At 66.0% G+C, this 25067-nt stretch carries 21 protein-coding genes; 11 read left to right on the top strand and 10 right to left on the bottom strand.

Annotation, left to right across the window (positions count from 1 at the left end; translation table 11 throughout):
* Positions 1-14 precede the first annotated feature (14 nt).
* The 3 genes from ACYVJ8_RS15765 to ACYVJ8_RS15755 form a co-directional block, all read right to left on the bottom strand.
* The gene (locus ACYVJ8_RS15765; RefSeq protein ID WP_460714129.1) at positions 15-584 is read right to left on the bottom strand and encodes a DUF1439 domain-containing protein; all 570 of its coding nucleotides are present in this window, start codon (positions 582-584) and stop codon (positions 15-17) included.
* 56 nt (positions 585-640) lie between these two features.
* A complete protein-coding gene (locus ACYVJ8_RS15760; protein WP_460714127.1) occupies positions 641-1282 on the bottom strand; it encodes a LysE family translocator in 642 nt (213 codons plus the stop codon).
* A gap of 194 nt (positions 1283-1476) precedes the next feature.
* On the bottom strand, positions 1477-1608 hold the full coding sequence (locus tag ACYVJ8_RS15755) for a hypothetical protein (protein WP_460714125.1): 132 nt from the start codon (positions 1606-1608) through the stop codon (positions 1477-1479).
* A gap of 165 nt (positions 1609-1773) precedes the next feature.
* Here ACYVJ8_RS15755 and ACYVJ8_RS15750 point away from each other — a divergent pair, with 165 nt between their 5' ends.
* Positions 1774-2469: a class I SAM-dependent methyltransferase gene (locus tag ACYVJ8_RS15750; RefSeq protein ID WP_460714123.1), complete on the top strand. Its 696-nt coding sequence runs from the start codon at positions 1774-1776 to the stop codon at positions 2467-2469.
* Positions 2470-2514: 45 nt separating this feature from the next.
* Here ACYVJ8_RS15750 and fusA read toward each other — a convergent pair whose 3' ends face one another.
* Positions 2515-4563, bottom strand: a complete 2049-nt coding sequence (gene fusA, locus ACYVJ8_RS15745) for an elongation factor G (protein ID WP_460714121.1) — start codon at positions 4561-4563, stop codon at positions 2515-2517.
* On the opposite strand from fusA, the gene ACYVJ8_RS15740 reads away from it, so the two are divergent.
* The 4 genes from ACYVJ8_RS15740 (at position 4562) to ACYVJ8_RS15725 (ending at position 6801) form a co-directional block, all read left to right on the top strand.
* A complete protein-coding gene (locus ACYVJ8_RS15740; protein ID WP_460714119.1) occupies positions 4562-4765 on the top strand; it encodes a hypothetical protein in 204 nt (67 codons plus the stop codon). The two genes, fusA and ACYVJ8_RS15740, sit on opposite strands and share 2 nt — an antisense overlap.
* A 45-nt stretch (positions 4766-4810) precedes the next feature.
* Positions 4811-5248: an OsmC family protein gene (locus ACYVJ8_RS15735; protein ID WP_460714117.1), complete on the top strand. Its 438-nt coding sequence runs from the start codon at positions 4811-4813 to the stop codon at positions 5246-5248.
* Between the two features lie 9 nt (positions 5249-5257).
* Positions 5258-5944: an alpha/beta fold hydrolase gene (locus ACYVJ8_RS15730; protein WP_460714115.1), complete on the top strand. Its 687-nt coding sequence runs from the start codon at positions 5258-5260 to the stop codon at positions 5942-5944.
* A gap of 104 nt (positions 5945-6048) precedes the next feature.
* Positions 6049-6801 (top strand): glycine zipper 2TM domain-containing protein, encoded by a 753-nt coding sequence (locus tag ACYVJ8_RS15725; protein WP_460714113.1) that lies wholly within the window; start codon positions 6049-6051, stop codon positions 6799-6801.
* An 87-nt stretch (positions 6802-6888) separates the two neighbouring features.
* On the opposite strand, the gene ACYVJ8_RS15720 is transcribed toward ACYVJ8_RS15725, so the two are convergent.
* From ACYVJ8_RS15720 to ACYVJ8_RS15710, 3 genes are all read right to left on the bottom strand, one after another.
* Entirely contained in the window at positions 6889-7047 is a 159-nt protein-coding gene (locus ACYVJ8_RS15720; protein WP_460714111.1) for a hypothetical protein, read from the bottom strand.
* Complete coding sequence (locus ACYVJ8_RS15715) at positions 6989-7684, bottom strand: SDR family NAD(P)-dependent oxidoreductase (protein ID WP_460714109.1); 696 nt, start codon at positions 7682-7684, stop codon at positions 6989-6991. The genes ACYVJ8_RS15720 and ACYVJ8_RS15715 overlap by 59 nt, the downstream gene beginning before the upstream one ends.
* 70 nt (positions 7685-7754) lie before the next feature.
* Entirely contained in the window at positions 7755-8639 is an 885-nt protein-coding gene (locus tag ACYVJ8_RS15710) for a PhzF family phenazine biosynthesis protein (RefSeq protein WP_460714107.1), read from the bottom strand.
* 164 nt (positions 8640-8803) lie between these two features.
* Here ACYVJ8_RS15710 and ACYVJ8_RS15705 point away from each other — a divergent pair, with 164 nt between their 5' ends.
* The 4 genes from ACYVJ8_RS15705 to ACYVJ8_RS15690 all read left to right on the top strand — a co-directional run bounded on the left by ACYVJ8_RS15705 (position 8804) and on the right by ACYVJ8_RS15690 (position 15053).
* The gene (locus ACYVJ8_RS15705) at positions 8804-11389 is read left to right on the top strand and encodes a bifunctional aspartate kinase/diaminopimelate decarboxylase (RefSeq protein WP_460714105.1); all 2586 of its coding nucleotides are present in this window, start codon (positions 8804-8806) and stop codon (positions 11387-11389) included.
* 5 nt (positions 11390-11394) lie between these two features.
* Complete coding sequence (gene murL / locus ACYVJ8_RS15700; protein WP_460714103.1) at positions 11395-12756, top strand: UDP-N-acetyl-alpha-D-muramoyl-L-alanyl-L-glutamate epimerase; 1362 nt, start codon at positions 11395-11397, stop codon at positions 12754-12756.
* The gene (gene murD / locus ACYVJ8_RS15695) at positions 12695-14155 is read left to right on the top strand and encodes a UDP-N-acetylmuramoyl-L-alanine--D-glutamate ligase (protein ID WP_460714101.1); all 1461 of its coding nucleotides are present in this window, start codon (positions 12695-12697) and stop codon (positions 14153-14155) included. The genes murL and murD overlap by 62 nt, the downstream gene beginning before the upstream one ends.
* Before the next feature lie 118 nt (positions 14156-14273).
* Positions 14274-15053, top strand: coding sequence for a dienelactone hydrolase family protein (locus ACYVJ8_RS15690; RefSeq protein ID WP_460714099.1), 780 nt, complete (start codon positions 14274-14276; stop codon positions 15051-15053).
* A 195-nt stretch (positions 15054-15248) separates the two neighbouring features.
* Here the strand turns inward: ACYVJ8_RS15690 and ACYVJ8_RS15685 are convergent, their stop codons facing one another.
* The 3 genes from ACYVJ8_RS15685 to ACYVJ8_RS15675 all read right to left on the bottom strand — a co-directional run bounded on the left by ACYVJ8_RS15685 (position 15249) and on the right by ACYVJ8_RS15675 (position 18236).
* Positions 15249-16256, bottom strand: coding sequence for a polyprenyl synthetase family protein (locus tag ACYVJ8_RS15685; RefSeq protein ID WP_460714097.1), 1008 nt, complete (start codon positions 16254-16256; stop codon positions 15249-15251).
* A gap of 64 nt (positions 16257-16320) precedes the next feature.
* Positions 16321-17112 carry a LytR/AlgR family response regulator transcription factor gene (locus ACYVJ8_RS15680; RefSeq protein ID WP_460714095.1) on the bottom strand — a complete coding sequence of 264 codons (792 nt, stop codon included), beginning with the start codon at positions 17110-17112 and terminating at the stop codon, positions 16321-16323.
* Positions 17109-18236: a sensor histidine kinase gene (locus ACYVJ8_RS15675; RefSeq protein ID WP_460714093.1), complete on the bottom strand. Its 1128-nt coding sequence runs from the start codon at positions 18234-18236 to the stop codon at positions 17109-17111. The genes ACYVJ8_RS15680 and ACYVJ8_RS15675 overlap by 4 nt, the downstream gene beginning before the upstream one ends.
* 376 nt (positions 18237-18612) lie before the next feature.
* Between ACYVJ8_RS15675 and ACYVJ8_RS15670 the strand changes: the two genes are divergently transcribed.
* Both ACYVJ8_RS15670 and ACYVJ8_RS15665 read left to right on the top strand, forming a co-directional pair.
* Positions 18613-19548, top strand: a complete 936-nt coding sequence (locus tag ACYVJ8_RS15670) for a helix-turn-helix transcriptional regulator (protein ID WP_460714091.1) — start codon at positions 18613-18615, stop codon at positions 19546-19548.
* 157 nt (positions 19549-19705) lie between these two features.
* Positions 19706-24547: an ATP-binding protein gene (locus ACYVJ8_RS15665; RefSeq protein WP_460714089.1), complete on the top strand. Its 4842-nt coding sequence runs from the start codon at positions 19706-19708 to the stop codon at positions 24545-24547.
* Positions 24548-25067: the final 520 nt, after the last annotated feature.

Raw genomic sequence — 25067 nt, 5'->3', positions numbered from 1 at the left:
TCAGTTTGTATGGGTCAGTGGTCGAGGTGCACTACGACTTGGCCGTCTTCGACCTGAGTGCGGCCGATGCGGCGCGAACCCAGGCGGTCGAGCAGACTGTTGTCGAAGCGGTAGATGGGCTCGTCGCGCGCATAGCCGGCGAGCCAGTTGTTGAGCAGCGCGCGCGCCGAGCCGTTCATCATGCCGCCCAGCGCCGGCACATTTACTTCTTCGATCGCCGGATCCTGCAGGTGCAGGCCGTGCGTCGTCGTGTCGTAGCGCACGGCGCTGGTCAGCGCGAAGTGGCCGTTGGGCCGGCTGCTGTCGCTGCCGAGCGCGCCGACGCCGAGGTCGAAGTCCAGGCGCAGGCGGTTGTCGCCCTGCGGGATCGACAGGCGCGGATTCAACAACGTCATCGACACCAGCCCGCCGAGCTTGTCGTAGTGCTTGGGGAAGTTGCGGTTCAGCGACTGCTGCAGCTGCGGCTGAGTGAAGTTGACCTGGTTGCCCAACAGCGCGGTGACGGCGTTGAGGGTCGAGCAACCGGCGAGCGCCAGCAGCGCGCCGAGGCCGGCGATGGCGAGGAAGTAACGGCGAGCAATCATGGGTCTCTCGTCGGAATGGGGTGGGCTGACAATACTCGCGTGGTAATCGATCGCCATCAATTGCGCTGCTGTAGCGCCAGGCGTAGCCCCAGGCCAATGAAGAACGAGCCGAGCGCGCGCTGCCGCCAGAGCGCGAAGCGCCCACTGCCGCGCAGCTTGCGGCCGAAGCGGCCGATCATGACGCTCAGCATCGCGCTGTTGCTGAAGCCGATCATCGACAGCAGTGCGCCCAGTACCAGGAACTGCAGCCACACCAGCCCGCGCTCGGGATGCACGAACTGCGGCAGGAAAGCGAGGAAGAACAACGCCACCTTGGGATTGAGCACGCCGGTCATCACCGACCGCCAATAAACCCGTTCCTGCCCATTCGTTGCCGGAGCCGTTTGCGGTTCTACCGGCGATTCGGCGCCCGCGCGCCAGGCCTTGATGCCGAGCCACACCAGATAGACCGCGCCGGCGTACTTGAGGAATTCGAACGCGAGCGCCGATGTCGCCAGTACAGCGGAGAGGCCCAAGCCGGCCGCCAGCGCGTGGATCAAGGTCGCCGTTTCCAGGCCGAGGCCCGCGCGCAATCCGCGGGCGGTGCCGCCGGCGACGGTCTGAGCGACGATCCAGGCCGTGCCCGGGCCCGGGATCAGCACGAGCACCACCGCGGCGGCGAGATAGGCAAGCAGGGTGGGGGCGTCGAAGAGATGCATGCGCCCATTATCGCTTCGCCGGCCCTGCGTTGCCGGCGAATCAACCGCCGGCAACGCCCGGTTTTGCACTGCAGCGGGTCACGCCCCCCAGCGGACCCACCGCCGCAGTGCTGCAGCGCCCGCGCGGATCGGCGCGGGACTTCCCCCGTCAACATTCCACGTTGCAGCGGCGGCCGGCGAACGGCCGCCGGCGCTCACCCGGCCAACACGCCCATGCTGCTACCCATCACGGCCCAGGCGACGGCGGCGAGCAGCGCCGCGCCGAGCATGCTTCGGGACAGTCGTTCGATGCGGTCGGTGGAGCGGGTTGGCTTTCCGGCGTTCATAGGTCTTACCCCCTGTTGCGGGAGCGATGAAACGCTCGTCGCGCGCTGGGGTCTGCGATGCAAGTCACATGGTCGATGTGCGCCTGCGCCAGGAAGCGCAAACGGTGCAATCGATCACGCCACCCCCGCTCCTACACTCGTGCGCCCCGCCACATTTCGAACTTCATGAATAGGCCCGCCTGCCAATACTCCACGAACTGGTTCGAAGGGCAGATCCCCAACTGGCAGCGGTGGCTCGCCCCGTTCATGGGCAAGCCGGAGGTGAAGGCGCTGGAGATCGGCAGCTTCGAAGGCCGATCCGCGGTGTGGATGCTGGAGAACGTGCTGACCGCACCGGGCAGCACGATCGATTGCATCGACCTGTTCCAGCCGGCGGAAAAATTCGGCGACTACCACGAGCGCTTCCGCGCCAACACCGCACCGTGGCGCGAGCGCATTACCGAATACCCGGGCCGCAGCTACGAGATGCTCAAACAAGTGCGCGGTCCTTACGACATCGTCTACATCGACGGCTGGCATTCCGCGTTCGGCGCGCTGGCCGATGGAGTGATGACCTGGCCGATGTTGAAGGTCGGCGGCGTGATGATCTTCGACGACTACCTGTGGATCCCGCACAAGTACGGGAAGATTCCGAAGCCGTCGAAGCTGCGGCGCGCGTGGATCAAACTGCGCGGCGGCAACTGGCGCCGCGAAGCGGCGGAAGCGGCGATCGCGAAGGTGGCCGGTGAATGTCCGAAGCCTGGCGTGGATGGCTTGCTGCGCACGCTGGAGGGGCACTACGAATTGCTTGGCGATGACTACCAGCTCGCCCTGCGCAAGACCAGCGATTTCGGCAGCGTCGTGTTGGGTGTGGATACCTGAAAGCCCGCATCGCCGCCGTCTGCGGCGATGCGCGCCCAGCCCCGCTCAATCCTCTTCCGGCTTGGGCTTATAGGCCTCGACCAGTTTCTGCTGCACCTGCGACGGCACCGGCTCGTAGTGGCTGAAGTCCAGCGAATAGCGGCCGCGGCCCGCGGTGACCGACTTGAGCTCGGCCGCATAGCCCTCCAGTTCCGACAGCGGCACCTGCGCGCGCACGACGATCTCGTTGCCGCGTGCCGAATCGGTGCCGTTGATGCGCGCGCGCTTGCTCGCCAGGCCACCGCTGATGTCACCCATGTGCTGCTCGGGGGCGTTCACTTCGAGGTCGACGATGGGTTCGAGCACCTGCGGCCGCGCCTTGCTGATCGCATCCAGGAAGGCCTTCTTGCCCGCGGCGACGAAGGCGACTTCCTTGCTGTCCACACTGTGGTGCTTGCCGTCGTAGACGATCACGCGGACGTCCTGCATCGGGTAACCCGCGACGGCCCCATGGCTGAGGACCTGGCGCACGCCTTTCTCCACCGCCGGCATGAATTGCCCGGGAATGGTGCCGCCTTTGACCTCGTCGACGAATTCGAAGCCGCCGCCGCGCGGCAACGGCTCGATGCGCAGGAAGACTTCACCGAATTGCCCCGCACCGCCGGTCTGCTTCTTGTGGCGATGATGGCCTTCGGCCTTGCCGCTCACGGTTTCGCGATAGGCGATGCGCGGCGGACGCGATTTCACTTCCACGCCGTGCTTGTCTTTCAACCGGTCCAGGTTGACCCGCAGGTGCAGGTCGGAGAGGCCGCGGATCACCGTTTCGTTGGTTTCGGCCTCGTGCTCGACGGTGAAGCACGGATCTTCTTCCGCAAGTTTGTGCAGCGCCGTGGACAGCTTCTGCTCCTGGCCCTTGTGCGCGGCTTCCACCGCCAGGCCGAACATGGGCTTGGGAAAATCCAGCGGTTCCAGATGGATCTGATCCTCGTCGTGGCTGTCGTGCAGCACCGCGTCGAAATGCAGCTCGTCGACCTTGGCGACGGCGGCGATATCGCCGGGCACCGCCTGCTCGATCTCCACGTGGTCCTTGCCCTTGAGCTTGAACAGGTGCCCGACCTTGAACGGCTTCTTGCCGTCGTCTACGAACAGCTGCGAATCCTTCTTCACCGTGCCCTGGTAGACGCGGAAGATGCCGAGCTTGCCGACGAAGGGATCGTTGACGATCTTGAAGACGTCGGCGATGACGTGCCTGGACGGATCCGGCATCGCGTCGACCGCTTCCGGGCCGTGGCCGTTGAGCTTCTGGAACGGTGGCGGATTGGCTTCGGCGGGATTGGGAAACAGCTGCCCGGCCACGTCCAGCAGTTCGCGGATGCCCACGCCGCTGCGCGCGGAGCAGAACAGCACCGGCACCAGATGGCCTTCGCGCAGGCATTGCTCGAACGCATCGTGCAGCTCCTGTCCGCCCAAGCCGCCTTCGCCCTGGTCGAGGTAGTGCTCCATCACCGTTTCGTTGATCTCGACCACCTGGTCGATGATCTTCTGGTGCCAGTCGGCGACCGGTCCCAGATCGCTGCTGCCGCTGGTGTTGCCGAAGCAGTCGATGACCGACTGGCCGCCTTCGGTGGGCAGATTCAGCGGCAGGCATTCGTTGCCGAAGGTCTCGCGCAGTTGCTCCAGCACGCGCGCGCTGTCGGCATCGGCGTGATCGATCTTGTTGACGACGAGTACGCGACACAGGTTGCGCGCCTTGGCGTACTCCATCATGCGGCGCGTGCCGTATTCGACGCCGCTGTCGGCGTCCACGACTATCGCGACGGTTTCCACGGCGGCGAGCGCGGACAGCGCCGGGCCGCGGAAGTCGGGATAACCGGGAGTGTCGATCAGGTTGACGTGGATGCCATCGTGGTCAGTCGAAGCGATGCCGACGTCGAGGGAGTGCCCGCGTTGTCTTTCGATCGGGTCGAAGTCGGAGACGGTGCTGCCGCGTTCGACCGTGCCTGCTGTCTGGATCGCGCCGCCGGCGTGCAGCAGGGCTTCGAAGAGCGTCGTCTTGCCGGCGGCGGGGTGGCCTGCCAAGGCCACGTTGCGAATGTCTTGGGTGGAATAGGACATGAGGCCGTTTCTCCCGTGGTTGGGTACGAAAGGGCCGTCATGGCTGTCCGCGTCGGAAGCGCTGCCTTCCGAGCAGTCGCTCGGCGAGGGCGGTCATGGCGGTACCGGCGGTAGCCGGGAAGCCACCTTCCCGCAGTCGCTGCAGCCGGTCAAGGGCGGCCGGGCGTTCGCGGCGGCGTGGCAAGGGAGTGTGAAAACCTAACGCCGCTAGCGATACCCTGTGCGCCCCTCACGAAGGAGCACGGCCATGGGCTTCAAGCGTTTCGCGGATGCGGTCTGGGAAGGCGACCTGCAAGCCGGCAAGGGCAAGATGAGCACGCCGCAGAGCGGCCTGTTCGCCGACCAGAACTACTCGTTCAAGACCCGCTTCGGCGACGAGAAGGGAACCAATCCCGAGGAGCTCCTGGCAGCCGCACATGCGGGCTGCTTCTCCATGGCGCTGTCGGCCGTGCTCGGCAAGTCCGGCTTCACGCCCGACAAGATCGAGACCCGCGCCGAAGCCACGATGGAGCCCGGCATGGATCCGGGGCCGACCATCACCGGCGTCAATCTCGTCGTGAAAGCGAAAGTGCCGGGCATCAGCGCCGAACAATTCCAGCAGATCGCCGAAGCGGCCAAGGCCGGCTGCGTGATCTCGCGCGCGCTGTCGGTGCCGGTGACGCTCGCGGCGACGCTGCAGGGCTGAGTGCCGCGCGTGCGTCCACGCATCGGGCACGCGCTCCTGCTGCACGGCGCGGGCGGAGGCGGCTGGGAATGGAATCTTTGGCGTGGCGCGCTCGAGGCTTCGGGCATCCGGGTCGCCACGCCGGATCTAATCCCCGCGGATGCCGGATTGGCGACCACGACGCTCACCGATTACCGGCAGCAGGTGCTCGCCGCGCTGCAGCAACTGCCGCGACCGCGCGCGCTGGTCGGGGCGAGCCTGGGCGGACTGTTGGCGATGCTCTGCGCGGACCAAGCCGATGCGCTGGTGCTGGTGAACCCGTTGCCGCCACGACCGTGGGCTTCCTCGACGCCGGAACGCGCCTGGCCGCAGGTGGTGCCATGGCGACGCGATGCGCGGCTGGCGTCGACGCGGCGCGCCTTGCCGGATGCGGATGACGCGACGGCACTGTACGCATTCCGGCACTGGCGCGACGAATCCGGCCGCGTTCTGCACGAAGCACGCGCCGGCATCGACGCGATCACGCCGACGTGCCCGGTGTTGTGCATCGCATCGAGTGAAGACGAAGACGTGCCGCCCGCGCTGACGCTGGCGCTGGCCGCGGCGTGGAGCGCGGAGCTCGTGCGCGTGGATTCGCCCAGTCACGTCGGTCCCCTATTGGGCCGCGGCGCGCCGGCGCTGGCGGCACAGGTCGCCAGCTGGCTGTCGGCCAGGTAAATCGATCAGGGCCTGTGGCGTCGCGGCCGGCTGGATTCAGCCTGCATTGCCCGCCTGCGAACCACGATCCGCGCACGCCATATCGGCGTTCCGGAGTCACGACCATGAAGCGTCTGTTCGTTTCCACCCTGGCCCTGGGCCTGGCGGCCACCACCGGGCTAGCCTCGGCACAGAGCTACCGCTCCTCGCCGTACGTCGATGGCTACAACCGGAGTGGCTACGAGCAGGATGCGAATGTCCGTTACGACTACGCCCGCGTGGTCCGCGTCGATCCGGTGTTCGACTCGCGCTATGGCTCGGACTACGGCTCGTACAATCGCACCTCGCAATCGCAGCGCTGCTACCAGCGCGACACCTACGTGCGCGGCGACGGCTCTAACGATGGGTACAACGACGGTTATTACCGCAACGACGGCTATCAGAACGATCGCTACTCGAACGGCAGCTACGCGAACGGCAGCGACGGCTACTACGACCAGTACGGCAACTACCGCCGCCGCAGCGGCGGCACGCAGACCGGCGCCACGGTGGCGACGGTGGTCGGCGGCCTCATCGGCGCGGCGGTCGGCAGCCAGGTCGGCGGTGGCAGTGCGCGCTACGCAACCTCGGCGATCGGCACCATGGTCGGCGGCATGGCCGGCCGGCAGATCTACGAACAGAGCCAGCGCCAGCGTGACCGCGTCGGCACCGTGACCGTGTGCGACCCGGTCCCGGTCGGCAACGGCTACTCCAGCAACGACCGCTCGGTGAATGCGTACGACGTGACCTACGAATACGCCGGGCATCAGTACACCACCCGCACCAACTATCACCCGGGCGATCGCATCCGCGTACGGGTGGATGTGCGGGCGGAGTGAGCCTCGGTCGCGGCTTGATCGCTCATCGATGTATGGAAAGAGAAGGGGCCTTTGGGTCCCTTCTCATTTCGGCGTAGCAGGTTCGGCTCAATTGATCTTCAAGCGTCGCGCGAATGCCGTGTACAACCGCAACGGCAGGAAGCGCTTGATCAGCACCGCGACGCGCTCGATGCCGGCAATGGTGACTTCATAACGATCGGCCTCGACCGCGCGCCAGATCTTCTCCGCGCACACCCGCGGATCCATGCCGCCGTCGATTGTGATCCGACTTGCCGTAGGGCAGACCGCCGGGGCCGAGTGCGTTCACCGAGACGTTCGTGCGCACGAAGCCGGGGCAGGCGAGGGTGAACTTCACCCCGCGATGGCCCAGCTCGATGCGCGCACTGTCGAAGAAGCCGTGCAGCGCGTGTTTCGCCGCGGCGTAGCCGGTACGCCGGGCCATCGCGATGGTGCCGAACACCGAACTCACCACGACGACGTGGCCGTTGCCGCGCGCGACCCAGCCCGGCGCCAGCGCCTTGGTCAGGGCGATGGGAGCGAATACGTCGATTTCCATCAGCTGGCGGTACGCGGGCATGCCGGTGTCCAGCATCGCGGTGCGCTGCGAAATGCCCGCGTTGTTCACCAGGATGTCGATCGGGCCGAAGCAGGCGGCCGCTTGCGTCGCCAATGCCTCGGCATCGCCGAAGTCGGACAGGTCGACCGGTAGGACGGCCACGTCCTGCGGGCGGGGGCAGGACTGACGCACGCGTTCGAGTTCGGCTTCGCGGCGCGAGGAGAGCACGAGCTTGGCGCCGCGCTCGGCGGCCAGTCTGGCGAGGGCTTCGCCGATGCCGCTGGAGGCGCCGGTGATCCAGACTACTTTGTTGGTCAGTTGGGTCATAAGGCGAAAAAACGTCGTCGTTTGCCGCTATCAGCCGCCCGCGCGGCTTTGGGTGTGCCGGTGCTTTGAGTTAGTCGTGGGCGGGCCAGTCAATCTGGCCTTGCACCACATCGCACACCCGCCCCCCCGACCACACTTCGCCATCGGCATCCACGTGCAGGTCGATGATGGCGTCGTGTCCCACCTCGCGGCCCTGGCTGACCCGGTAGCGGCCGTCGGCACTGGGCAGCGCATCGCGCGAAGCCAGCCAGGCCGCCAGGGTCGCGTTGGCGGCGCCCGAGGCGGCATCCTCGAAGCGCGCGGGCGCGCCGACGAACGCGCGCACCGCGTAGTAGTACACGGGGTCGACGCTGCGGGCGTAGACGAACAGGCCCATGGTGTCGGTGGCCTGCGCCAGTTCGGCGATCGCGTCCCAGTTCGGCGTCGCGGCGCGCAGGGCGGATTCGCTGGCGATTTCCGCCAGCCACCAGCGGCGCCCACCGTCCATCAGCACGGGCGGGAGCTCACCCAGCGCCAGCCCTCGCAGCGCCGGCGCCAGCCGCGGATCCTCCGCCGAGGCGGTTTCCACGACCCGCGCCCTGGGCGTGCGCACGGCGATCGTGCGCTTGCGGCCTTCGCCGACCACCCGCAACGGCAGCACGCCGGCGATGCCCTCCTGGTACAGCAGGCCGTCGACCGGCTGGGCGAGGCCGGCTTCCAGTACCGCATGAGCGGTGCCGACGCTGGGGTGTCCGGCGAAGGGCACCTCGCGGCGCGGGCTGAACATGCGGATGCGGTAGCTCGCGCCCGGCTGGGTCGGCGGGAAGACGAAGGTCGTTTCCGGCAGGCGCGTCCATTTGGCGATGGCCTGCATCGCGGCATCGTCCAGGCCTTCGGCATCGAGCACGACGGCCAACGGGTTGCCGTCGCCGGGGTTGCCGGCAAAGACGTCCAGCTGCAGATAACGACGTTTCATTTGGAGGTTTTCGTTGCACCGGCGGGGGGAAGGAGCTGGCCGCTTCGACTAGAATTGCGCCTTCGTGCGCGCGTGCAGTCCCGGTCAGCAACCGGAATTCTAGTGGCCTGTGGCGCGGCGCGGACATTTTCTTTCCTCATCACCTCATCGAAGGACATACATCAGTGACAGCGGGAGCGACTCCCTGGGTTGTACTCAAGTTCGGCGGAACCTCCGTATCGCGCCGCAATCGTTGGGACACCATCGGACGCCTCGCTTCGAAACGCATGGCCGAGGACGGCGCGCGCGTACTGGTGGTGGTGTCCGCGCTCTCTGGGGTGACCAACGAGCTGCAGGCGATTGCCAATGGCAACGACATCGCCGGCCGCATCGCTGCGCTGGTCGAGCGTCATCGTGCTTTCTGCGTCGAACTAGACCTGGATACCGATGCCGTACTGGGCGAGCGCCTGGCCACGCTGCAGGCGCTCGGCATCGACCCGCGCGCCACGCCGCGCACGCTCGACTGGCAAGCCGAAGTGCTGGCCCAGGGCGAGTTGCTGTCGTCGACCTTGGGTACCGCTTATCTGCGCACGCAGGGTCACGACTTCGGCTGGTGCGATGCGCGGCAGTGGCTCGATGCGGTCTCGCTGCCGAATGCCAGCGCCTGGGCGCAGCGCCTGTCGGTGAACTGCCGCCACAATGGTGACGCCAGTTTCGTCGAGCGGTTTGCGCAACAGGCGGCGCCGATGCTGCTCACGCAGGGCTTCATCGCGCGCCATGGCGACGGCGGCACGGCGATCCTCGGCCGCGGCGGTTCGGATACGTCCGCCGCGTACTTCGGCGCCTTGCTCAAGGCGAAGCGTGTCGAAATCTGGACCGACGTGCCCGGCATGTTCACCGCGAATCCGCGCGACGTGCCCGACGCCCGCCTGCTTACCCGCCTGGACTACGCCGAAGCGCAGGAAATCGCGACCACAGGCGCGAAGGTGCTGCATCCGCGTTCGATCGCGCCGTGCCGTGATGCCGGCGTGCCGATGGCCATTCTCGACACCGAGCGTTTCGATCTGCCCGGCACGCGCATCGACGCGTCCGCCGCGACGGTACCGGGGGTCAAGGCGATCAGCCGCCGCAACGGCATCGTGCTGGTGTCGATGGAAAGCATCGGCATGTGGCAGCAGGTCGGCTTCCTCGCCGACGTGTTCGAGCGTTTCAAGCGCCATGGCCTCTCGATCGACCTGATCGGTTCTTCGGAAACCAACGTCACCGTGTCGCTGGATCCCAGCGAGAATCTGGTCAACTCGAACGTGCTGGAAGCGCTAAGCGCGGATCTGGCGGAAGTGTGCCGGGTGAAAGTGATCGCGCCGTGCGCGGCGATCACGCTGGTGGGCCGCGGCATGCGTTCGCTGCTGCACAAGTTGTCCGACATCTGGGCAACGTTCGGCCGCGAGCGCGTGCACCTGATCTCGCAGTCGTCCAACGACCTCAACCTCACCTTCGTGATCGACGAGGCCGACGCCGACGGCATGCTGCCGCAGCTGCACGCGGAGCTGATCCGCGGCGGCGCGATGCCGGTGCTGGATGCCAGCGTATTCGGTCCGAGCTGGCGCGAGATCGCGCACGGCAAGGCCGAACGGGCCCCGCAGTGGTGGCAGCGCGAACGCAAGGCGCTGCTGACCCACGCGCATGCCGGTACGCCACGCTATGTCTACGACCTGGCGACGGTGCGCGAGCGCGCCCGCAACCTGAGTTCCGTTCCGGCCATCGATCGCTGCTTCTACGCGATCAAGGCGAATCCGCATCCGGCCATCCTGCAGGCGCTCGTGCACGAAGGCTTCGGCCTGGAATGCGTGTCGCAGGGCGAGCTCGATCATGTGTTCGCCACGCTGCCGGAGCTGTCGCCGCAGCGCGTGCTGTTCACGCCCAGTTTCGCGCCGCGGCGCGAGTACGAAGCGGCATTCGCGCGCGGCGTTACCGTGACCCTGGACAACGTCGAAGCCTTGCAGCGCTGGCCGGAGACGTTCCGCGGCCGCACGCTGTGGCTGCGCCTCGATCTCGGTCATGGCGAAGGCCACCACGAGAAGGTGAAGACGGGCGGCGTGGCGGCGAAGTTCGGCCTGCCGGTCGCGCGCTTCGATGCCTTCCTCGCCGAAGCGCGCAAGCTCGGCGTGCGCATCAGCGGCCTGCATGCACACCTGGGCAGCGGCATCGACGACCCGCGCCACTGGCGCGGCGTGTACGCGGAGCTGGCGGGCCTGGCCGACAACGTCGGCACGGTCGAGACCATCGACATCGGCGGCGGTTTGCCGATTCCGTACACGCCCGACGCGCAGGATTTCGACATCGCCGCCTGGCGCGCAGGACTGGACGAGATCAAGTCGGCGTATCCGCGCTATGGCTTGGTGATCGAGCCGGGCCGTTACCTCGTTGCCGAAGCCGGCGTACTGCTGCTCGAAGTCACGCAGGTGGTGGAGAAGGACGGCGTGCGCCGCGTCGGCTGCGACGCGGGCATGAATGCCCTGGTGCGTCCGGCCATGTACGAGGCCTATCACGGCATCCACAACCTCACGCGGATGGACGATGGCGTCACCGCCGCCTTCGATGTGGTGGGCCCGATCTGCGAAAGCGGCGACGTGCTCGGCCGTAGCCGCCTGCTGCCCGTGGCCACGAACGAAGGCGACGTGCTGCTGGTGGCCGATGCGGGCGCTTACGGCATGGCAATGGCGAATACGTACAACCTGCGCGCGCTGCCCACGGAAGATGTGATCGGATGAATGAAATGAGTGACTGGAAATTCCAACGCGACGCGATCAAAGCCTTCCGCTTCGTCCGTTGCACGTTCGATGCGGCGACGGGTGTCGCGCAGCTGGTGTACGCCTTCGATGACGGCCCGGAGCTGATCGAAACCGTAACCGTGCCCGGCGCGCCCTTCGCGCTGACGGAAGAACGTGCCGCCGCCGCAGAGCGCGCCTTGCAGCTGCTGCATCTGTTCGCCGGCGTGAGCTATTACAAGGCGGCGGTGCCGGAAGAGATCCGCATCGAATCGTATGCGATCGACGCCGACACGGCGGCGATGCTGGAGTCTTTGTACCTCAACGGTCTGGGCGAGTTCGCCTATCGCAACGGTCTGAACCTGCACGGCAAGATCCGCTTCCCGCACACGGCGACGAATCGCCCTGCGGCTTCCGCGCTGGGTTTGCGCGAACACGCGCTGGTCGCCATCGGCGGCGGCAAGGATTCGCTGGTCAGCATCGAGGCCCTGCGCAGCGCGGGCATCGAACAGACGGTCACCTGGATCGGTGGTTCACAGCTGATCCGCGCCTGCGCCGAACGTACCGGGCTGCCCACGCTCAACCTTGGCCGCGCGCTGGCGCCGCAGTTGTTCGACTTCAATCGCGAAGGCGCCTGGAACGGCCACATCCCGGTGACCGCAGTGAACTCGGCGATCATGGTCTTCGCCGCCGTGCTGCTGGGCGTGGATCAGGTCGTGTTCTCCAACGAGCGCTCGGCCAGCTACGGCAGCCTGATCGAGGGCACGGGCGAGGTGAATCACCAGTGGTCGAAGGGCTGGGCGTTCGAATCGGCCTTCGGCGACTACGTGCAGCGCGAGATCGCGGCCGATCTGCACTACTACTCGCTGCTGCGTCCGCTCAGCGAACTCGCCGTTGCCCGTCAGTTCGCCAAGACCGATCACTACGACGCGCATTTCTCCAGTTGCAACCGCAACTTCCACATCCTCGGCGAACGTCCAGCCAACCGCTGGTGCGGCGTGTGCCCGAAGTGCCACTTCGTGTTTCTCGCGCTGGCGCCGTTCATGCCGAAGCCGCGGCTGGTCGGCATCCTCGGTCGCAATCTGCTTGACGATCCTGCGCAGACCGGCGGCTACGATGCGCTGCTCGAATTCCAGGACCACAAGCCGTTCGAATGCGTGGGCGAGGGCCGCGAGTCGCGTGCCGCGATGGCAGCGCTCAGCAGCCGGCCGGAATGGCGCGAGGATGCGTTGGTGGAGCGCTTCGCGCGCGAGATCCAGCCGCAGTTGGACGCGGGGGAATTGCGCGTCGAACCCCTGCTGGTGATCGATGAAGAACATCGCATCCCAGCCGATTTGTGGAAACGCGTGCGTGCGCAATTCGCCGCTTGATATAGCCAAGCTCGACGGCCGCAAGGTCGCGCTCTGGGGCTGGGGGCGCGAGGGTCGCGCCGCCTATCGCGCCATCCGCGCACGGCTGCCGAAGCTGCCGCTGACGCTGTTCTGCAATGCCAGCGAAGCCACGGACGCGCAGGCGTCCGACGATGCGTTGCTGACGGTGGAAACCAGCGCGGATGCGGCCAGGTTGGCTGCGTTCGATGTGGTCGTGAAGTCGCCCGGCATCAGCCCGTACCAGCGCGAAGCTGTAGCGGCGGCGGAGCAGGGCACGCGCTTCATCGGTGGCACGGCGTTGTGGTTCGGCGCGCACGCCGATGCCGCCGGTCGCGCCAACCACGTCGTCTGCGTGACCGGCACCAAGGGCAAGAGCACCACCACTTCGCTGCTCGCGCACCTGCTGCGCGCGGGCGGGCATACGACGGCGCTTGTCGGCAACATCGGCCTGCCGCTGTTGGAGGTGCTCGATCCGCAACCCGCGCCCGAATACTGGGCGATCGAGCTGTCGAGCTACCAGACCGGCGACGTCGCCGCGAGCGGTGTACGGCCCGAAGTCGCGGTCGCACTCAACATCTTTCCCGAGCATTTGGACTGGCACGGTTCGCACGAGCGTTACGTTGCCGACAAGCTGCGCCTGCTGAGTGAGGCGAAGCCGCGCATTGCGGTGCTCAACGCCAACGATCCGATTCTGTCGGCGCTCAACCTGCCCGATAGCGAGATCCGTTGGTTCGGGACTGAAGATGGCTGGCACCTGCGCGACGACGCGCTGTATCGTGGCGACCGCTTCGTGATGGATACGCTGCCGTTGCCGCTGCCGGGCCGGCACAACCGCGGCAACCTATGCGCGGTGTTGACCGCCATCGAGGCGCTGGGCATCGATGCGGTGGAACTGGCGCCGCACGCCGCGAGCTTCCGCCCGCTGCCCAACCGTCTGCAGACCGTCGGTGTGCGCGACGGCCTGACCTACGTCAACGATTCCATCAGCACCACGCCGCACGCGAGTCTGGCCGCCCTGGAGGTATTCCGCGGCCGCCGCGTCGCGATCCTCGTCGGTGGCCACGATCGCGGACTGCCGTGGGAGGAGTTCGCGGCGGCGATGCGCAACTCCGCTCCGCTGGCGATCATCACGATGGGCCAGAACGGCCCGCGCATTCACGACCTGCTGAAGTCTGTCGCCGAAGCGCGTGGCTTTCTGCTGAGTGCGGCCCGCGATCTCGCCGATGCCATGCATCAGGCGCAAGAGGCGCTGGCCGGCGACGGGGTCGTGCTGCTTTCGCCGGGCGCGCCCAGCTTCGGCGCGTATCGCGACTATGTCGCCCGGGGGCGCCATTTCGCCGAGCTCGCCGGCTTCGATCCAGAGAGCATCAGCGCGATTCCGGGGCTGGGCATCGCATAGCATCGTGCAATGGGCCAGCGATCGCCATGGTCGTACTGAGTCGAGATGGCACCATTGCGGCTTCACGTGGCGGCAACGGTCGCCGTCCATGCTCGTCCGAACGTCCAGGAGGAAAGCCATGCGTCGTCTCGTTGCCGCAGCCGTGCTGTTGTTGTCCGCCATGCCAGCGCTCGCCGCGATGCAAGCCAGGCCGGTGGAATGGAAGATCGGCAAGCAGGCCTTCGCCGGTTCCGTCGTCTATGACGATGCGGCGAAGCAGAAACTTCCCGGCCTGGTGATGGTGCCCAACTGGATGGGCGTCAATGCCGGCGCCGTGGAGAAGGCCAAGCGGATCGCCGGCAGCAAGTACGTGATCCTGCTCGCGGACGTCTACGGCAAAGGCGTCAATCCGAAGGATCATCAGGAAGCGATGAAGGCGCTGCAGTCCGCCTACGCCGCGCCCGAAGGCCTGGCCGCACGCGTTGCCAAGGCGGTGGAGATCCTGAAACAGCAGGAAAAGGTGCCGTTGGATACGGCGAAGATCGGGGCGATCGGCTTCTGCTTCGGCGGCGGCGCGGTGCTCGATCTGGCGCGCAGTGGCGCGGATGTGGCCGGTGTGGTGAGCTTCCACGGCAACCTGAAAGCCTCGGCGAAGACGGGGCCGGAAGGCATCAAGGCCGGTGTGCTGGTGCTCAACGGCGCCGATGATGCCAACGTCTCGGCCGAGGATCGCAGCAACTTCGTCAAGCAGATGAACGATGCCAAGGCCGACTGGCAGTTCGTCGATTTCGGCGGCACGGTCCATTGCTTCACCGAGCCCGAAGAAGCGGACGGCAATTGCCGCTACAACGAGCGCTCGGCGACGCGCGCATTCCACATGATGGACGATTTCTTCGCGGAGAAATTCGCGGCGAGGTAATGGCCGGCAGTCGTAGGCACTCGAAGAGGAGCCGCATTTGACGCGGGCCGGCTCCGGCTGCCCCTCACCCGGCTTCGCCACCCTCTCCCCGCACGCGGGGAGAGGGAAGTCGTTTCCTTCTCCCCGCTTGCGGGGAGAAGGTGCCCAAAAGGGCGGATGAGGGGGCGAGCGGAGCGAGTTGCTCTTGATCTGTGATCAGTACTCGCGGCTGACCGAGTAGCGCGCCAGGCCGCGCAGGGCAGCGGTGTAGGCGTTGTCGGCGAGGCCGTCGAGCGCACGTTCGGCTGCATCGGCGTATTCGAACGCGCGACGACGGCTGTACTCCAGGCCGCCCGTGGCGTGGATCGCCTGCAGCACGTCCGGCAAGGCAGCGGTGTCGCCGTGTTCGACGGCATGACGCAGGCGCCCGCGCGTGGCGGCGTCGCTGTGCAGCATGGCGTGGATCAGTGGCAGCGTGGCCTTGCCTTCGGCCAGGTCGTCGCCGAGGTTCTTGCCCAGGGTCTCCGCATCGGAGGCGTAGTCGAGCACGTCGTCGGCGATCTGGAAGGCGTAGCCCAGGTTCATGCCGTAGTCGTGCAAGGCATCGCAGGTCGCCGCATCCGCGCCGGAGAGCAGCGCGCCCAGCCGCGTCGCGGCGGCGAACAGCACGGCGGTCTTGCGCTCGATCACGCGCAGGTAGGCGGCTTCGTCCGTATCCGGATTGCGCACGTGCAGCAGCTGCAGCACTTCGCCTTCGGCGATGCGGTTGGTGGTGTCGGCGAGGATGCGCATGACCTCGATGCGGTCCAGTTCGACCATCAGCTGGAAGCTGCGCGAATACAGGAAATCGCCGACGAGCACGCTGGCGGCGTTGCCCCACACCGCGTTCGCGGTCTTGCGGCCGCGGCGCAGGTCGGATTCGTCCACCACGTCGTCGTGCAGCAGGGTGGCGGTGTGGATGAATTCGATCACGGCCGCGAGCTGGTGTGCGTCCGGGCCGCGGTGGCCGAGTGCGCCGGCCGCCAATAGCAGGAGCATGGGCCGCAGGCGCTTGCCGCCGGCACCGATGATGTATTCGGCCACCTGATTGATCAGCACCACATCGGAGGCGAGGCGGTTGCGGATCAGTGCATCGACCGCGGCCATGTCGTCGCGGGCCAGGGCCTGGATGGTGGCGAGATCGGGAAGTGGCGCAGCGGGGCGCGGGGCGGGATCGGCGTGCATAGACCGCCGATTATACGGGCCCGGTCCGCGCGCCTGCCCGTGAAAAGCGGCGCCGGCGGCGTTCTCAGCGCCAGCGGCGCGCGTTCACGAGCTTCAGCACCGCGTCCACGTAGTTCGGCCCGATGGCGAAATCGCCGCCCGAGGCCAGGGTCAGCGACAGCCCCTTGGGCCCGCGCCGGCGCAGGCTGGCGACCTGGCGGAGGTTCACGATCGTCGAGCGGTGCACGCGTACATGCACGGCCGGGTCCAGCCGCGACGCCAGCGAACTGATGGTTTCCTTCAGCAGGTGCGACTTGCCGCCGACGTGCAGCAACACGTAATCGCCCTCGGCGGTGATCGCCTCGATGTTCTCGGCGGCGATGCGCACGATGCCGTCGCGGGTGCGTACCCAGAATTCGCGCTCATAGACCACGCCATTTTCCGGTGTGCCGGAATCGCGCAGGCTGGCGATGAGTTGTTGCAGTTCGGCGAAGCGTACTTCGGCGGCACGTGCTTCCAGTCGCGCGCGCGCCAGGCGCACCGCTTCGCGGAAGCGCTCGAACGACACCGGCTTGAGCAGGTAGTCCACCGCGTGCACTTCGAACGCGCGCACGGCGTGTTCCTGATAGGCGGTGACGAAGATGATCTCCGGCAGGTGCTCGCCGGGCTTGAGCTCGGCGATGGCGGCGAAGCCGTCCTTCACCGGCATCTGGATGTCGAGTACCGCGATGTCCGGCTTGAGTTCGCGGATGAAGGTCAGCGCTTCCTTGCCGTTGCGCGCCTTGGCCACGAGCTGCGCGTCCGGAATGCCGGCCACGGCCAACTCGAGGCGGTCGAGTGCGATCGGCTCGTCGTCGGCAAGCAGGATGCGGATCACGCGGCGGGTTCCAGCGCCAGGTCTTCCTGCCACGGAATGCGGATGACACTGCGCCAGCCATGTTCGAGCGGCGCGCTGTCCAGCCGCGCGTCGTCGCCGTACAGCGCGGTCAGCCGCTGGCGCGCATTGGACAGGCCGATGCCCAGGCCGCTGCCGCCGCTGCCGTGCGCGCTGCCGCCGTCGTCTTCGACGCTCAGCACCAGTTGCTCGCCTTCCAGGCGCGCGCCGATCGCGATTTCCACCGGGCGGTCCGAGCCGCCCAGGCCGTATTTCAGGGCGTTTTCCACCAGCGGCAGCAGGATCAGGCTCGGCACCATGGCCTGCATGACCGACGGCGGAACGTCCCAAGTCACCTTGAGCCGGTCGGAAAAGCGGGCGGCTTCGATCTCCAGGTACTGCCGCAGCATGCCGACCTCGTCAGCTAGCGTGGTGAGTTGCGAAGGCGTCTTGGCCAGCGTGTAACGCAGGAAGCGGGAGAGGCTCAGCACCATTTTTTCCGATTCGCTGTTGCGGCCGAGGACGATCAGTCCCGCCAGGGTGTTGAGCGTATTGAACAGGAAGTGCGGATTGACCTGCAGGCGCAGCGCCAGCAGCTGTGCCTGCTGCGCGGCGTTGGTGGCGGCCGCCAGCTGCTGGTCGCGGCGGCGCGTTTCGGCGTTGTTGCGCGCGGCGGCGTACAACGCGCACCAGGCGAAGAAATTCCACTGGTAGGCCTTGTAGGTCTCGCCCAGTTCCATGCCCGACATCCAGCGATCGGGGTACATCGCGTAGTAGTCGGTGAAATAGCGGAAGACGTACTCGCCCACCCAGGTGAGCAGCAGCGCCGCCGGCAAGCTCAACAGCAGCGTATAGCCGAGCAGGCGCCAGGGACGGTCGCTGTTCGCCTTCTTCAACGCCACATGGATCGCCAGGCACAGCGCGACACCTATCGAACTGGCGACGGTGCGCGCGACCAGGCTGCCGGGTTCGATCCAGGTGTCGCCGGGCATCAGGCTCAGGAACGTGCGCATGGCGTAATGCATCGCCCAGACCGCCAGCGTCAGTGCCAGCACGGTGCGATCCAGCGGGTCGAGGCGCCGCAAGCCGGGGAGGGACTGGAGGCGGTTTGTGTGGAAGCTGGTCATTACGCCTTTTCTGTCCGGCCGCAGAGAGGGTGTCGGCGCTGTGGTGTACTCGTCACGGCGGCCGGATGCAAGCTCGTCCCGGAAGGCCTTGCGGCGCATCGCCGCGCATTGGACGGTCCGGGCGAAGCAGCCTCGCCGCCGAGCGGCCGAGCCAGCCGCAGTCGCCGGCCATTTCGTCGCCGCAAAAGGCGGTTTCGTCGATTTTTTCGCTGCTGGTCGGCCCTTCCGGGCAACTGGACGAATACCTCGCGCATCCAAGCAGATGTGGCGTTACAACAAAGATCGCCAGTCCCTGCCATGCGTATCGCCAGCGATCGTCAGGTTCGATTCGTCCCTTCGGATTCGTCCAGTTCGAATTTTTCAGGAGCACCCCGCCATGCCCGACACCTTTGTGACCGCGCACGACGCTCAGGCCTCCTCGCGCCATGCGCCTTTCCCGTATGCGTCCTCCCCCCATACGGCCGGCCTCAACGCCCTGCCGATGCGCCTGGTGACCGTGGCCCGCTCGGATCGGAGCCGGGTCCCCGCAACGATGTTCTCGTTCTGGCTGCAGTTGCGCGGGTCTGCCCAGGTATCGGCGGCCGAAGGCAGCTTCGTCCTGCGGGCGGGTGACTGGATCGCCCTCGAGCGTGGCTCGATGCCGGAAGTGCAGTCGGGCGGGCAGGGACTGACCCTGGGTTTGATGCTGACTGCGGACATGATGCACGGCGCCCTGGATTCGACCGACCGTGGCCTGCTCGTCGGCCGCGGTACCGCCGCGCTTCACGACCGTCGCATCGCCCTGCGCCTGTGGCGCCAGTGTCGCGCGCTGCCGGAAGAGGCGGGCGTCGCCGCCGTGATGCGCGCGTTGAAACCACTGCTCAAGCATTGGCAGTCGGCGCAGGATCCGCTGGCGGCGATGATCGAGCGCTGCCCGGGCCGCTCATTCCATCGCAAGGCGCGAATCTTCTCGCGCATCCAGAAGGCGCGGCTGTATCTGGAAGGTAATCCGCAGCGGATGCTGCGCATCGAAGATCTGATGGAACTCACCCGCTTCTCCAGCTGGTGGCTCTCGAAGACCTTCCATGCCGTCTATCACGAGACGCTGCAGAAGGCGTCGATGCGCCTGCGTATGCAGCGCGCTCGCGAGCTGCTGCAGAACAGCCAGTTGTCGATCACTGAACTGGCGGAAGCCTGCGGCTTCCATGATCCGTGCAGCTTCGCGCGCCAGTTCAAGGCCTGGCACGGAGAAACCGCCTCGTCGTGGCGCGCGCGCAATGCGCAGGCCTCGGTCGCTTTCGAAGACGAGCCGATGGCGGCGACGTCGCATTAGCCTGGGAGCGGACGTCGTAGTCGAAGCGACGTCCGCTGGCGCTTTCGGTTTCCGCAGGCACGATTGCGCGTCCCCCCCTTTCGCGGGGTGTTCGTAACCGCCAGGCCACCGCACTTTGTCTATAGTGGGGGCACCGAGGCGACGCCGAGGCGGGGGCATGTCCGGACCGGTAGAGGCCATGTGGCGCCGGGTCATCTGTGCGCTTCTGACGGCGCTGCTCCTGCCGGGGTGGTGGGCGCAGGCCGCTCCAGCATCTGCGCCGCCGGAGGCAACGCCGATTCCCCCCATTCGCCTGAGTCGCGACATCGGGGAGCCGTCTTTCGATCTGTTCGATCGCTACAAGGGACTTGGCAGCGGCCGTGCGCTGAAGGTCCTCCCGGATCGATATGGGTTCGTCTGGGTCGGCGGCAACAACGGCCTGCACCGTTTCGATGGCCAGAGTTTCTACACCATCGATCGCGACCCGAACGACCGCGCTTCGCTGGCCAGCCGCATTGCGCTGCTGCTTGCGGACACTTCCGCTGCCCTGTGGATCGGCAACGAGGACGGCGTGCTGCAACGCCTGGATCGGGCGACCGGCCGGCTCGAGCGAGTTCCGATACGCACCGCCGACGGTCAATCGCCGGTCTCGCTGTCCTGGATGGGCAGCGATGTCCATGACGCGCTGTGGATGCAGACGGACCTGGGCCTGTTGCGTTTCGATCCGGCGAAACGGATTGCGACCGCGGTGATCCGGCGCAGCAATCTGGTGGCCGCCTATGCGTTCACGCCACAGACCTTGTTCGTCGCTGCTGAGGGCGAGGTGATGGCGGTGAACCTGGACGTTCCACAGCGCTCCCCTCGAAAGGTTTTGAGTCTTCCCGGCCGTGACACCATCACTGCGCTGGCCTACGACAGGGGCGGGCTGTGGCTGGCCGCAGGCACGCAACTGTGGCGATGGGAGACGGCCAATGCCTCCTTGCAGCGGATCGCCACGCCGGTACCGATGCTGCGCGCCACCGACATCGTGATCGATCGTCAGGGCGTGCTGTGGTTGGCCAGCAACATCGATATCAACGGCGGCTTGTATCGGCTCGATCCCCGACGTGGCGAGCTGTCGATCTATCACCATCGCGACGTCGATTCGCAAAGTCTGCGCTATGACTTGATCTGGTCGCTGGCGCTGGATCGCAACAACGACCTGTGGATCGGAACGCGCGGCGGAGTGAATCGCCTGCGGCTGCGGGAAAGTGGAATCAAGCGGATCGGGCTTCCCGGCAGCCCTTCCGCTTCGGTTTGTGCAATTGACGCAAGCCCGCCGCACTCCTTGTTGGTATCGCTATGCGGCGAGGCGCTGAGGACATTCGATCCAGGTACCGGGCAGTGGCAGTCCGTACCTGCCGATGTCGCCGGTCTGCTGTCCGCCTCGGCTCCGGGGGTCGCCAATACGATCAGCGGGCTGCTGGACGATGGCGAAGGCGGGGTCTGGATCGGCGGCGGAATGGGGCTCGTGCATTGGCCGCGGCAAGGGTCGCCGCAACGGATTCCGCTCGAAACGGAGCCGGCGGTTTATACGACGGCGGCGCTGCTGGATGAGCAACGAAGACTATGGGTGATCACGCACACCGAGGGGCTTGCTTTGCTGTCCCCTGGCGCGCAACGCATGCGCCGCGTTGGCGTGGGTGCCGAAGGCGTCTTGACCAGCATCGCAGCGGGGGCGAACGGATCGCTGTGGCTGGGCTCGGAGAATGGCCTGATTCGCTATTGGCCGGAGACAGGCCAAACGGAGCGGTTCCGCTACGACCCCGATGACCTGCAAAGCCTGTCCGACGATCATGTCCAGCATCTGTACCGCGATAGCGCCGGCCGCTTGTGGATTGGCACGCGCGCCGGCTTGAATCGTCTTGTCGAGCGTGACGGCCGCATCCGCTTCCGGCGCTATGGCATCGCCGAAGGACTGCCGGACCAGACCGTCGAGGTGATACTGCGCGATGCCTCCGGCGAACTTTGGTTGGGGACCGATCGTGGCATCGCGCGCTGGCAACCGAAGCTCGACCGCTTCCAGGGTTACACCTTCGCCGATGGCATTCCGGACGACACGATAAGGAAAGGCGGTGCCGTGCTGGCTGCGGACGGTGCGCTGTACTTCGGCACATCGCGAGGCCTGTGGCGCCTCGAACCGGACAAGCTGCGTCTTGCTGACCCGGTGCCCGTTGTCATCAGCAGTTACGAAGCGGGCGATACCACGTTCATCAATCATCTCGGGGAACAGCTCAAGACGATCAAGGCCCATTACAACGATGGGCGCATCGCTTTCCGGCTTGCGGGTTTCGGCGAGCCACGGCGGCTTTCGTATCGCCTGATCGGTCTGGAAGATCAATGGCGGGACATGCCCGAAAATCTTTCGATCGCCTATCACCGCCTGCCGCCCGGCGACTATCAGTTGCAGGTGCGGCAGCGCGATGGTCGCGGGCAATGGGTCCCGGGCCTGGCACTGGCTGTGGCAGTCGCACCGCCGCTCTGGCGCACGTGGTGGGCGTATTTGGCTTACATCGTGCTTGCGGCGGCGTGGATCGCGTGGCTGGTCCGCTCGTATGCCGCCAAGCGTCGTCACCGCAATGAATATCTGCGCAGCCTGCGCGAACGCGACGAGCGCCTGCGTCTGGCTATGTCCGCGTCCGGCGCGGCCATGATCGAGATCGACTTCCACAGTGGCCAGATCAGCCAGGCGGGCGAATCCGATTCCGCCGGCGCCACGCGCGCCAAAGTGACCGGCATCGGCGACTATCTGGCCCTGGTGCATCCTGATGAAATCGAAACCGTCGAGCGCAGCTTTGAAGCGCTGCGGCAACGTCGCGAAAGGGAACTCGACATCGAGTTCCGGCGTCGTGGCCATGATGAGCAGTGGATCTGGTTCCGTTTGCGCGGCCAATTCATCGAGCGCCCGCATAAGCACGACGTGCAGGAAGTCTTCATCGGGATGATCCACGACATCTCGCAGGAGCGCAGTTATCGCGAACTGCGACAGCGGGGCGAATTCCTGGCGGTGATGAGCCATGAGATCCGAACGCCGTTGAATGGCGTTGTGGGCACGATCGACCTGCTGGATCACACACGACTGGGGGTGGACCAGCGCCGGTTATTGGATACCTGCAAGGAATCGACTTCGGTTCTGCTTTCGATCATCAACGACTTCCTGGATCTATCGAAGATCGACGCAGGCAAGCTCGAATTGGAGTGCGCAAAACTGTCCACGCGCGATCTCGTCGAGATCGCTGCCTCGGCCCTAAGCGCACAGGCGCGCAAGCAGCAGATCGATTTGGATATCCATGTCGCACCAGAGGTCCCCGCGTACGTGATGGGCGATTGGGTTCGTATGCGTCAGATCCTCGCCAACCTGATCGGCAACGCCATCAAGTTCACCGAGCACGGTGGCGTCGAAGTCATCCTGTCGATGGACGCGCCTGAGCGCCTGCGATTGACCGTCGCCGACACCGGCATCGGCATGGAAGCGGAAGGCGTGCAGCGGTTGTTCCAACCTTTCCAGCAAGCATCCGCGGGAACCACGCGTCGTTTCGGCGGCACCGGCCTGGGCTTGAGCATCGTGAAAAGCCTGGCCGAAGCCATGGGCGGCCGGGTCGAATGCGAGAGCCGGGTAGGCGTGGGTACACGCCTCAGCGTCATCATCCCGGCCCCCTCTGCCGTCGCCGAAAGCGCCGAGCCAAAACCGCTGCACGGTATGCGGGTTCTGGTCATTGCACGCGATCACGACGCGGGTCGATTCGTCGAAGCGCCTTTGTGCTGGCTTGGCGCGCAGGTCGAATTCGCAACGACTGCGGAGGCGGCGATAGCGCGTTTGCAGGATCCCGGACGCCCTTCAGTCGATGCTGTGCTGATAGGTAAGCGGGAACCGGCCAATGCGCATATTGCGGCGCTGCGTGATGCACCTTCCGCGCCAGCGTTGCCTATAGTCGTCATAGATGGCGATGCCGATACGACGCCAGTGTCGGCAGGGATCGTGCGGATCGGCGGAAATCCGTTGACGCGTTCGGCACTGATGCGTGGTTTCGAACTCGCGAGAGGGGTTCCTGCTCCTTTCGCGATTGCAGGTCAACCGGTGCTACCACAGCGGTCACCAGAAGCCTCAGCGCCACACGGGCCAGTGTGCGCCGGGCACAGCCAGCCCATCCTGGTGGCAGAAGACAATCCGATCAATCGCGAAGTCCTGATGCGGCAATTGGCTCAGCTGGGTTACGCCTGCGATACCGCAGAAGACGGCGAGGAAGCCTGGCAGAAGCTGCGACTGCATCCCGGCCGTTACCCGCTGCTCATTACCGACGGCCAGATGCCGCGCCTGGACGGATATCGCCTGGCCGAGCGCATCCGCAAACAAGAGGAGGACACAGGTGCCCCGCGACTGAAGATCCTGCTGCTGACCGCCAGTGTCCTGGTCGCCGATCGCGAACGAGGCATGGCGTTAGGCATGGATGGGTTGCTGACCAAGCCGGTGACGATCGAAATGCTCAGGAACAAACTATTCGAACTGTTGGCCGGCACTGCCGGAGCAAACATGCCGGCCGTTGAGAGCGCGTCTGCTGTGCCAGTCGTGGCCGCAAATGATGGTGCGACGGCGGGGCGGCAGTTCGCGGCGCACGCCGATTCGGCGCCGTTCTCTTCGTTGCTGGACCTGTTCCACGGAGACGCACCGACACTCAGGCGCCTGCTCGATCTGTTTGTCCGCACGACCAACACGGATTTGCTCGCTCTGGAGAACGCCGTGCGCGGCGGAGATCGCAAGAGAGCAGGTGAATTGGCGCACAAGCTTAAGTCCGCCTGCTTCCAGTTGGGGCAGAACGAGGCCGGCCGTGCGCTGGAACAGGTCGAGCGCGCAGCATTCGCACATTCCGACGATGTGTCGTTCATTCGACTGGTGGATATGGCCCAGCAAGAAGTTAGACGTGTACAGGGCCTGGCCGAAGATTGCGCATTGGCGCCTGAGGATCGTGACATCGCCGGCTGAGGATGTCCTCTCGTCCATCTAGGATTTTTCTTAAGACTATTCCCAATTCTCTTCGAGCCGGGAAAGGTGTCCTATAGCCCCGCAGCAGCAGCGGTGCGACATGAACGCCAAGAAGTGCCGAGTTATCGATCGGTTGGAGCTTTTGGAGCGTTGGCTCATGGGTCTCGCGCTCATTGCCGGTGTGATGTGGGGGCTGACCACGTAATCGCACTGGCGAAGCACCTTGCTGCTGCGCCTCCCCTAGTGGTTTTGGATGCCCGCCATGTCTCTCTTCGATCGAGATGGCATGTCGGGCTCCCTTTTTCGGTCACGCTCAATGCGCGTTGAAGCCGCATGGTCGTGTCCGCGGCGCTCTCGGGGCGTCTTGTCGCCTCATGACCTTGGTGGCCGCATCTTGCGGTCAAGCCGCGGTCTGTGTCCTCGAAGCGAGGCCGGGCCTGTGCGAAGTACCAGGTCTCCACGCTAGTTCCATCGTTTCACTGCGCGCAACAAGCCGTTGGGTTGTTAGGAGTGCTGGCGC

It is taken from the genome of Lysobacter terrae, from assembly GCF_054782215.1.
This window is presented reverse-complemented; position numbering and strand designations above follow the sequence as displayed.

Excerpts from the sequence above, each read along its gene's own strand:
- ACYVJ8_RS15765 (WP_460714129.1), bottom strand. The coding sequence starts at position 584 with ATGATTGCTCGCCGTTACTTCCTCGCCATCGCCGGCCTCGGCGCGCTG.
- ACYVJ8_RS15760 (WP_460714127.1), bottom strand. The coding sequence starts at position 1,282 with ATGCATCTCTTCGACGCCCCCACCCTGCTTGCCTATCTCGCCGCCGCG.
- ACYVJ8_RS15755 (WP_460714125.1), bottom strand. The coding sequence starts at position 1,608 with ATGAACGCCGGAAAGCCAACCCGCTCCACCGACCGCATCGAACGACTG.
- ACYVJ8_RS15750 (WP_460714123.1), top strand. The coding sequence starts at position 1,774 with ATGAATAGGCCCGCCTGCCAATACTCCACGAACTGGTTCGAAGGGCAG.
- ACYVJ8_RS15740 (WP_460714119.1), top strand. The coding sequence starts at position 4,562 with ATGAGGCCGTTTCTCCCGTGGTTGGGTACGAAAGGGCCGTCATGGCTG.
- fusA (WP_460714121.1), bottom strand. The coding sequence starts at position 4,563 with ATGTCCTATTCCACCCAAGACATTCGCAACGTGGCCTTGGCAGGCCAC.
- ACYVJ8_RS15735 (WP_460714117.1), top strand. The coding sequence starts at position 4,811 with ATGGGCTTCAAGCGTTTCGCGGATGCGGTCTGGGAAGGCGACCTGCAA.
- ACYVJ8_RS15725 (WP_460714113.1), top strand. The coding sequence starts at position 6,049 with ATGAAGCGTCTGTTCGTTTCCACCCTGGCCCTGGGCCTGGCGGCCACC.
- ACYVJ8_RS15720 (WP_460714111.1), bottom strand. The coding sequence starts at position 7,047 with ATGGATCCGCGGGTGTGCGCGGAGAAGATCTGGCGCGCGGTCGAGGCC.
- ACYVJ8_RS15715 (WP_460714109.1), bottom strand. The coding sequence starts at position 7,684 with ATGACCCAACTGACCAACAAAGTAGTCTGGATCACCGGCGCCTCCAGC.
- ACYVJ8_RS15710 (WP_460714107.1), bottom strand. The coding sequence starts at position 8,639 with ATGAAACGTCGTTATCTGCAGCTGGACGTCTTTGCCGGCAACCCCGGC.
- murL (WP_460714103.1), top strand. The coding sequence starts at position 11,395 with ATGAGTGACTGGAAATTCCAACGCGACGCGATCAAAGCCTTCCGCTTC.
- murD (WP_460714101.1), top strand. The coding sequence starts at position 12,695 with ATGAAGAACATCGCATCCCAGCCGATTTGTGGAAACGCGTGCGTGCGC.
- ACYVJ8_RS15690 (WP_460714099.1), top strand. The coding sequence starts at position 14,274 with ATGCGTCGTCTCGTTGCCGCAGCCGTGCTGTTGTTGTCCGCCATGCCA.
- ACYVJ8_RS15685 (WP_460714097.1), bottom strand. The coding sequence starts at position 16,256 with ATGCACGCCGATCCCGCCCCGCGCCCCGCTGCGCCACTTCCCGATCTC.
- ACYVJ8_RS15675 (WP_460714093.1), bottom strand. The coding sequence starts at position 18,236 with ATGACCAGCTTCCACACAAACCGCCTCCAGTCCCTCCCCGGCTTGCGG.
- ACYVJ8_RS15670 (WP_460714091.1), top strand. The coding sequence starts at position 18,613 with ATGCCCGACACCTTTGTGACCGCGCACGACGCTCAGGCCTCCTCGCGC.
- ACYVJ8_RS15665 (WP_460714089.1), top strand. The coding sequence starts at position 19,706 with ATGTCCGGACCGGTAGAGGCCATGTGGCGCCGGGTCATCTGTGCGCTT.